Consider the following 8,298-nt stretch of genomic DNA (forward strand, 5'->3'; position numbering starts at 1 on the left):
CCGCCGCATGGAAAACGCCGCGGGCAAGTTCACCTTGATCTTCTTGTCGGCACCGGAGACACCCGACGCCGAGATCGAGCTGACCTACAACTGGGACTCCGCCGAGGATTACGGCAGTGCGCGCAACTTCGGCCACCTGGCCTTTCGCGTGGACGACATCTACGCCACCTGCGCTCGCCTGCAAGCGATGGGCTATACGATCAACCGCCCGCCGCGCGATGGCCACATGGCATTCGTGCGTTCGCCTGACCTGATCTCGGTCGAACTGCTGCAGGACGGCCATCTGCCGCCGCAGGAGCCGTGGGCATCGATGCCCAACACAGGCGTTTGGTAAGCCAAGCTTCGGGGTTGAGGACTCGATTTAGGGACGAGGGACGAGTAGTGAGGGCGCAAGTCCGATAGCGTGAGAGGTCCCCAGCGCACGAGAAATGTGTCGCAGTCATGAAACCAACCCTCAGGTGGTCGGTTTTGGCGCCCTCGCTACTCATCCCTCGTTCCTGTCGTCCCGTCGCAGGCTAAGCGACTGCCTACACCCTTCGGAATACCCCGCCGCTCGGCACGTCGGGCTTCCGTCCGAGCCGAATGCCCGTTTTGACCAATAGCCGTCACCTACCTCGGTGTATATTGTGTGATGCATATCACGCTTTCGTAACAGCAGTATCCGCTTCATAGGGGAAGTGGAGCTGCAACCGGCCAGGTGTTTGCTGGATAGGGGCCTCAACCCCGGCCGCGACTTTTCACCCGGGTCGGGTTTGGGAGGGGCGATGGTTGCAAACGGAGATGACGCCAAACGATGCGTCGTCTGGTTCGGCCGACCGGCCGAACACGAACGACAACGGTTGTCCGACGCCGGATGGATCATCCGGGTGGCCGATGCGGATGGCCAGGGCGGCGTGGGGCGCCGCAACGGCGATGTGGTAGTGGCGCTGGCGGATCTGCGCCATACCGGCGCATACGGCACCCAGGCGATGGAGCAATTGATGATCGACCATCCCAGCCTGCCATGGCTGTCGGTCATCCTGCCGGATATGTCCACGCTCGATTCCTCTTCGGACCGTATTCTGCAAGCCAGCCTGGACTTCTTCACCGATCCGCTCGACCTGGATCGTCTTGTCGGTGCGCTCACTCGCCTGTGCGGCGAGGCGCGTGCCGTGCGCGACGACAATGGCCTTGGCATCACGGGCGATAGCGATGCTACGCGTGCGGTCATCGCCAGCGTGCGCAAGTACGCGCCCGTGGAATTGCCTGTGCTGATCACGGGGGAGACCGGCACGGGCAAGGAAGTGGCGGCGCGCGCTTTGCATAGCTTGTCTGTGCGTGCGGCGCGGCCATTCGCTGCGATCAATTGCGGCGCATTGCCCCCGAACCTGGTGCAATCGGAACTGTTCGGCCACGAGCGTGGCGCCTTCACCGGAGCCAACGCGCGACGCATCGGCCATTTCGAGACCGCCGCCGGCGGCACTGTTTTCCTAGACGAAATCGGCGATCTGCCGCTGGATGCGCAGACCAACCTGCTGCGTTTCCTGCAGGAGGGCACGGTGGAGCGTGTCGGCTCCAGCCAGTCGATCAAGCTGGATGTGCGTGTGCTTGCAGCGACCCATGTCGACTTGGAAAAGGCCGTCGAACAGGGACGCTTTCGCGAGGATCTCTATTACCGCCTCAACGTGTTGCGCCTGCGCATGCCGGCTTTGCGCGAGCGTGGCGACGACGTCGAATTGCTGGCGCAACAATTCCTCGATGCATTCCGCGAGCAGCACAGCAGTCATGCCCGTGCCTTCAGCCGCGCCGCGCGGCATGCGATGCGTCATTTTCCCTGGCCCGGCAATGTACGCGAGCTGCTCAACCGCGTGCAGCGTGCGGCGGTGGTTGCCGAAGATGCACTGATCAGCGTGGCCGACCTCGACCTGGAAGGCGCTGCTGCGCTCAGCACGTCGCGCTCCAGCCTGGGAACCACGCGCATCAATGCCGAACGCGACGCTGTCATCGCCTGTCTGCGCGAAAGCCATTTCAACGTGAGCGAATGCGCGCGCCGATTGAAAGTATCGCGCGTGACGATCTATCGCCTGTGCAAGAAGCATCAACTGGCATTAGACGAATTGCGGTGAGGGGCAACGCCGCGGGTTTCAGGGGCAAGCCACCTTTACGGTGGCTCATCCCTCGCCCCTAATGCCACAAACGTAAGCTACGAGGCCTCCCAGAAAGAGGAAGGCCCCCGACCCGCAGGGGACGGGTCGGGGGCTTCCATTGGTGCCCCGGCTACAGGGGTTGCCGGGTTACCGCCCTCGTCGCCGCGCTGGAGCGCGGCTCAACTCGATAGCCGGCGCGTCGGCGCGCCGGGCTTTGTCGGGTCATCGTCGCAATACGGGAGATGCTGCTCGTCCGATGACACGTCGCAGGCGTGTGCCTGGATCGCCGCCAGCGTGGCGGCCAGACTGGCCAGCGACGCCGCCGCGATGCTGCGATGCATATCGGGTTCGCAGGACCTGTCCATCGTGCCCCCTCTTCGCCTTGCCTTATGAAATCAGGTGGCAAACGCCGTGCCAAAGCCGCAGAACCCGTCTCTGGCGCGGTTTAGCTACTCGCGAGCGGCGTTTGGGGCGTATTGGCCGTATTGCGCGCGTTACACCGCTGCAAAACGAAGGCGACGGTACCGTGCCTGAAAACCCTTGATCGAGGTAGGTTTTCCCGCAGGTGTAACAGCACCGATACAACTTGCCAGCGTGTTACACCGCCGACGTGCAAACACAGTGCGTTGACCTTACGATGTATGGCCGATGCCAGCGCCCCACGCGGCACGGCCTTCCTTCCGACCGAGATGGCGACACCTACGGCGTCGCTTGGAGCACGACATGCATTCGTCCGACGTCCCCGCGCAGTCCCTGATCGACCTTGGCAAGCGTTACTGGTTGCCGGTGTATCGTCCGCGCGAGTTGATCCTGGACCATGGCAAAGGCTCGCGCGTGTGGGATACCGACGGCCGCGACTACGTGGACCTGGGCGGCGGTATCGCCGTCAACGCGCTCGGCCATCAGGACCCCGATCTTGTCGCTGCGCTGGTCGACCAGGCGCACAAACTCTGGCATGCCAGCAATGTCTTCTATACCGAGCCGCCGCTGCGGTTGGCCGAGGAGCTCGTGCGGGCTTCCGGCTTTGCCGAGCGCGTATTCCTGTGCAACTCCGGCGCCGAAGCCAACGAAGCGGCGATCAAGCTGGTGCGCAAATGGGCAGCAGCACAAGGCCGGTCGGCGGATAAGCGGGTGATCGTTACTTTCCGCGGCTCCTTCCATGGCCGCACGCTGGCCACCGTCACCGCTGGCGCGCAACCGAAGTACCAAGAGGGCTACGAGCCGCTGCCGGGCGGTTTCCGCTATCTGGATTTCAACGACGTGCCCGCGCTGGAGGCTGCCTTCGCTCAAGGCGACGTGGCCGCAGTCATGCTCGAGCCGGTACAGGGCGAAGGTGGCGTGCTCCCTGCCGCCGATGGCTTTCTCCGTCATGTTCGCGCGTTGTGCGATCGCCACGACGCGCTGCTGGTGCTGGACGAGATCCAGTGCGGCATGGGTCGCACCGGTACGCTGTTTGCGCACGAACAGGATGGCGTGGTGCCGGACATCGTGACTCTGGCCAAGGCATTGGGCTGCGGTTTCCCGATCGGTGCCATGCTGGCCGGCGCCAAGGTGGCCCAGACCATGCAGTTCGGTGCGCACGGCACCACCTTCGGCGGTAACCCGATGGCAGCGGCGGTGGCGCGTGTGGCATTGCGCAAGCTCGCTTCGCCAGCGATTCAGGCCAACGTGCGCAAGCAGTCGCAGGCGTTGCGCGATACGCTCGACGCGCTCAATCGCGAGCTTGGCTTGTTCGCCCAGGTGCGTGGCCGTGGCTTGATGCTGGGCGCGGTATTGGCCGAACCCTACAAGGGCCGTGCCGGCGAAATTCTCGATCACGCCGCTGCGCACGGTTTGCTGGTGCTGCAGGCCGGTCCGGACGTGCTCCGCTTCGTGCCTCCGCTCAATATCGACGATGAAGACCTGGCCGAAGGCAGCAAGCGTCTGTCGGCGGCATTGCGTTCCTTCCTCGGCAAGTAACTCGCGAACGTCCAATCCCTCACGTCGTCCCGGCGCTAGCCGGGACCCGGCGCCTGTCGTAGCGCTGCTCAGCGCTTCAATGCCGCCCCGCATCCCCGGCAGAACCGCGCGTCTCCTGCATGCTCGCCCAGTCCGCACGCGGGGCAATACACTCCCTGCTTGGCACGCATCTCTGCCGCCAGCTCGGCGGCGAAAATCCCGGTCGGCACCGCGATGATGCTGTAGCCCACCAGCATGATGATCGACGTCACGAACTGGCCGAGCGGCGTATGCGGCGTGATGTCGCCGAAGCCCACTGTCGTCATCGTCACGATCGCCCAGTACATCGAGCGGGGAATACTGGTAAAGCCGTTGCCCGGGCCTTCGATCAGGTACATCAGTGCACCGAAGATCAGTACCAGCGTGAGGATGGTGCTGATGAAGATCAGGATCTTGTGCCGCGCGCGCAGCAGGGTGGCCCAGAGGATGTCCGCCTCTCCGACATACTGAGTCAGCTTGAGAATGCGGAAGATGCGCAAGACGCGTAGCGCACGTATGACGACCAGATATTGGCTGCCGACGACGAACAGGCTCAAGTACGTCGGTAGCACGGCCAGCAGGTCGACCATGCCGAAGAAGCTGAAAACATAGCGGCCCGGTCGCTTCACGACCATCAGGCGCAGCACGAACTCCGCTGTGAAAGCCAGGGTGAATAGCCACTCCAGTACGTAGAAAGCGATGTTCCAGCCGGCTCGCAGTTCCGCAACGGTGTCGAGCACCGTCACGGCGATGCTCGACAGAATCACCAGGATCAGAATGACGTCGAAGCGCCTTCCGGGCGGATCGTCATGGCCGAAGATGATATGAAACCAACGTGCCCGCCAGGCCGCTCCGGATGCCGGCTCCAAATGGAGCGGGAGGGTGCGGCGGGCAGGTCGTTTCATGTTGTCATCCTTGATTCGTGTGCAATGCGTGCAAGCTAACGCGCGAGGCCTCCAGCGTCAGGGCGATGTCTTCGTCGTTGTGCGCGCTGGACAAAAAACCCGCCTCGAAAGCCGAGGGCGCCAGGTAGACACCGCGCTCGAGCATGCCGTGGAAATAGCGATTGAACATCGCCGTATCCGCCTTCGTGGCCTGCGTATAGCTTGTCACTTTTTCGGCCGTAAAGAACAGTCCGAACATGCCGCCGACACGGTTGACGCTGAACGGAACGCCCGCGCCATCGGCGGTCGCCTGCAATCCGTCGGTGAGCAGGCGCGTGCGCGAGGCCAGGGCGTCATAGAAGCCGGGTGCCTGGATCAGATCCAGCATCGCCAAGCCGGCGGCCATTGCCACCGGATTACCTGACAACGTGCCCGCCTGGTAGATCGGGCCGGAGGGAGCGATCTGCTCCATCAAATCGCGGCGTCCGCCGTAGGCGCCGACGGGCATGCCGCCGCCGATGATCTTGCCGAAGGTGGTCAGGTCCGGCGTGACGCCGTAATGCGCCTGCGCGCCGCCTAGCGCCACACGGAAGCCGGTCATCACCTCGTCGAAAATCAGCACCGCGCCATGGCGCGTGCACAACTCGCGTAGGCCCTGCAGGTAGCCGTCTGCCGGCGCGATGCAATTCATGTTGCCAGCGACCGGCTCGATGATCAGGCCGGCGATATCGTCGCCCTGCTCGGCAAATAGTGCCTTGGCCGCGTCCAGGTCGTTATAGGGCAGGGTGAGCGTGAGGTCGGCGCTGGCCTTGGGTACGCCCGGTGAGGTGGGTACGCCGAAGGTGAGCGCGCCGGAACCGGCCTTCACCAGAAAGCTGTCGCCATGGCCGTGGTAGCAGCCTTCGAACTTCACGATCTTGCCGCGGCCGGTCGCGCCGCGTGCCAGGCGGATCGCCGACATGGTCGCTTCGGTGCCGGAGTTGACCATGCGCACCATGTCCACCGACGGGATCAGCTTCACGATGGTCTCGGCCATCGTGACTTCGGCCGGACAGGGCGTGCCGAAGGAAAGACCGTCGCGCACCGCGCGCTCGACGGCTTCCCGCACATGCGGGTGGTTGTGCCCGACGATCATCGGTCCCCACGAACCGACATAGTCGACATAGCGCTTGCCTTCGACATCCCACAGATACGCGCCGTCCGCGCGCGCCGTGAAAAATGGCTCGCCGCCGACCGATTTGAACGCGCGCACCGGCGAGTTGACGCCGCCGGGCATCAATTGCCGCGCACGTTGGAAGAGTTCGTGGTTGCTGCTCATCTGCAGAGCATCCTCAAGCTTGGGAAGTGGGAAAAAGTTCGGCAAAACGATGCGCCGCTGCCCGCACGTCCGGCGCGCCGAAAACGGCCGAGACGACGGCGAGGTAATCGGCGCCTGCATCGATCAGCGATTCGGCATTGTCCGGCGTGATGCCGCCGATCGCCACCCGCGGCACACCCAATGTGGCGCTCTGCCGCAGCAGATCCGTCGAGGCGCGGACCGTGTTCGGCTTGGTCGGCGAGGAAAAAAACGCGCCAAACGCGATGTAGTCCGCGCCAGCGGCAGCCATGGCGCGCGCGCGCTCGATCGAGTTGTAGCAGGACACGCCAATAATCGCCTGCGAACCCAATAGCTCGCGCGCCGCCGCTATGTCGCCGTCGTCTTCGCCCAGGTGCACGCCATCGGCACCCGCAGCCAAGGCCAGAGCCACATCGTCATTGACGATCATGGGTACGCCAAGTTCGCGGCAGAGCCCGGCTAACTCCGAGGCCTCCTGCTTGCGCCGGCCCGGATCCGCGGTTTTGTCGCGGTATTGCAGCAGCCGGGCGCCGCCTTCCAGGGCCTGCCTTGCCACAGCGAGCAAGTCCGGACGAGGGCCGTCGGTAATCACATAAAGGCCTTGGCCCGGGAGTCGTGGGGAGTGCGGTTGTGCCAAATGCATGGACATCTCAATAGGAAAAAGCAAAGGAACGTTGTCAGGTGCTTTCGCATCGCCCGGTGAGTTGCGAGAATGGCGCATTCCCTGAGCCAATCAAGCCCGTCTGATGAGTCAAAGTTCCGAAACCACCACCCTGCGCAAATGGATGTGCGTTGTCTGCGGTTTAATCTATGACGAGGCCGAAGGCCGGCCGGACGAAGGCATCGCGCCTGGCACCCGCTGGGCCGATGTCCCGGATACCTGGACCTGCCCGGATTGCGGCGCCACCAAGGAAGATTTCGAGATGATCGAAATCGACTGAGCGCCCGCGTTCGGTCGTAGCAGGCCCGAAAAAGGCCTCAATTCGTCACCGCCAAGGCTCTCCGCTCCGTTCTCATAGAGCTGCGCCCGCGCAATGCGGGCGCCTACGAACAGGAGCCTTGAGCCATGCAGCAGTTCATTCCCTTTGAAGACGAATGGGACATGCTGGAAAAACTGCTTCCGGAGTCCCTGGTCCCTTATCGCGTCGGCGTACCCTGCACGCATGGGCTCGCCGACGCCCTGACCGAAGTTCAACGGGCGCCACTGACGTCCGCGTTGATGGTTAACTCGTCACCGACCTGAATCCCGCTTGCCTTGGCCGTGCCGCCAGCCAGTTCGAGGACGTACTGGGCATCGCCGTCGCTCATATAGGTCTGGCAAGGATCGGCCTTGCACGGCGGCACATTCGGAGAGATCGAAAGCAGCTTGCGATTCTTGTCGAAAAACAGGATATCCAGCGGAATGAGCGTGTTCTTCATCCAGAAGCCGCGCAGATCCGCGTCTGGAAACACGAAGAGCATGCTGTGATCGGCTGCCAGCTTGGTACGGTCCATCAGGCCGTGCTCGCGGCTGGCATCGTCCAGGGCCAGTTCGGTAGAAAACTGGTGGCCATGGAGCGTCACGGAGATGGCTTTGGCCTTGTCGGCGGCATGGGCGGTGCCGGCCAGCAGGGCCAGGGCGAAGATCGGGGCGGAAACCAGCAGGCGATTCATAGGGCGTTCTCTACCTTGGGCTTGGGGTGGGTCGAAGCGCCGGAGTGTAGCGCCCGTCGTTGGCCGGTCATCGTTTGGAAAAAAATCCCGCATTCCCCCCTTCACAGCCATGACGGTGGGCGCTATGATTCACACCCCTTCGGCGACACGCCTTCGACGAAGGGTTCTGCTTCGCCCCCTCCGCTGAAAATTGATCTTCACGCAGGTGTTGACGGACAGGAAAAACGATGTAATATGGGCGGCTCACTCGGGACGAAATGTTCCGACGCGGTTGGAAGAGAAGGCCGCAAGTGATTGAGATCTTTGACAGTGTGCGCAGGTG

Annotated in this window: 9 protein-coding genes; 4 read left to right on the plus strand and 5 right to left on the minus strand. The window is 63.3% G+C overall.

What is annotated here, in order from left to right; genetic code table 11:
• On the plus strand, positions 1 to 334 hold a 334-nt coding region (locus tag VIM98_RS10375; protein ID WP_331993029.1), incomplete at its 5' end, for a VOC family protein.
• A 430-nt stretch (positions 335 to 764) separates the two neighbouring features.
• Positions 765 to 2,105, plus strand: a complete 1,341-nt coding sequence (locus tag VIM98_RS10380) for a sigma-54 dependent transcriptional regulator (RefSeq protein WP_331993030.1) — start codon at positions 765 to 767, stop codon at positions 2,103 to 2,105.
• Positions 2,106 to 2,305: 200 nt separating this feature from the next.
• On the opposite strand, the gene VIM98_RS10385 is transcribed toward VIM98_RS10380, so the two are convergent.
• Positions 2,306 to 2,467: a hypothetical protein gene (locus VIM98_RS10385; protein WP_331993031.1), complete on the minus strand. Its 162-nt coding sequence runs from the start codon at positions 2,465 to 2,467 to the stop codon at positions 2,306 to 2,308.
• Positions 2,468 to 2,849: 382 nt separating this feature from the next.
• On the opposite strand from VIM98_RS10385, the gene VIM98_RS10390 reads away from it, so the two are divergent.
• Positions 2,850 to 4,085, plus strand: coding sequence for an acetylornithine transaminase (locus VIM98_RS10390; RefSeq protein WP_331993032.1), 1,236 nt, complete (start codon positions 2,850 to 2,852; stop codon positions 4,083 to 4,085).
• A gap of 68 nt (positions 4,086 to 4,153) precedes the next feature.
• Here the strand turns inward: VIM98_RS10390 and VIM98_RS10395 are convergent, their stop codons facing one another.
• From VIM98_RS10395 to thiE, 3 genes are read right to left on the minus strand one after another with little or no spacing between them, the layout of a single operon-like run.
• Complete coding sequence (locus VIM98_RS10395; RefSeq protein WP_331993033.1) at positions 4,154 to 5,008, minus strand: ion transporter; 855 nt, start codon at positions 5,006 to 5,008, stop codon at positions 4,154 to 4,156.
• Positions 5,009 to 5,012: 4 nt separating this feature from the next.
• Positions 5,013 to 6,305: a glutamate-1-semialdehyde 2,1-aminomutase gene (hemL, locus tag VIM98_RS10400; protein WP_331993034.1), complete on the minus strand. Its 1,293-nt coding sequence runs from the start codon at positions 6,303 to 6,305 to the stop codon at positions 5,013 to 5,015.
• Positions 6,306 to 6,318: 13 nt separating this feature from the next.
• Positions 6,319 to 6,966: a thiamine phosphate synthase gene (gene thiE, locus VIM98_RS10405; protein ID WP_331993035.1), complete on the minus strand. Its 648-nt coding sequence runs from the start codon at positions 6,964 to 6,966 to the stop codon at positions 6,319 to 6,321.
• 103 nt (positions 6,967 to 7,069) lie between these two features.
• On the opposite strand from thiE, the gene VIM98_RS10410 reads away from it, so the two are divergent.
• The gene (locus VIM98_RS10410) at positions 7,070 to 7,264 is read left to right on the plus strand and encodes a rubredoxin (RefSeq protein ID WP_331993036.1); all 195 of its coding nucleotides are present in this window, start codon (positions 7,070 to 7,072) and stop codon (positions 7,262 to 7,264) included.
• Positions 7,265 to 7,514: 250 nt separating this feature from the next.
• Here VIM98_RS10410 and VIM98_RS10415 read toward each other — a convergent pair whose 3' ends face one another.
• Positions 7,515 to 7,976, minus strand: a complete 462-nt coding sequence (locus VIM98_RS10415) for a DUF192 domain-containing protein (protein WP_331993037.1) — start codon at positions 7,974 to 7,976, stop codon at positions 7,515 to 7,517.
• Positions 7,977 to 8,298 lie beyond the last annotated feature (322 nt).

Origin of the sequence: Dyella sp. (assembly GCF_036568765.1) — a bacterium.
Classification (GTDB): Bacteria; Pseudomonadota; Gammaproteobacteria; order Xanthomonadales; family Rhodanobacteraceae; genus GSA-30.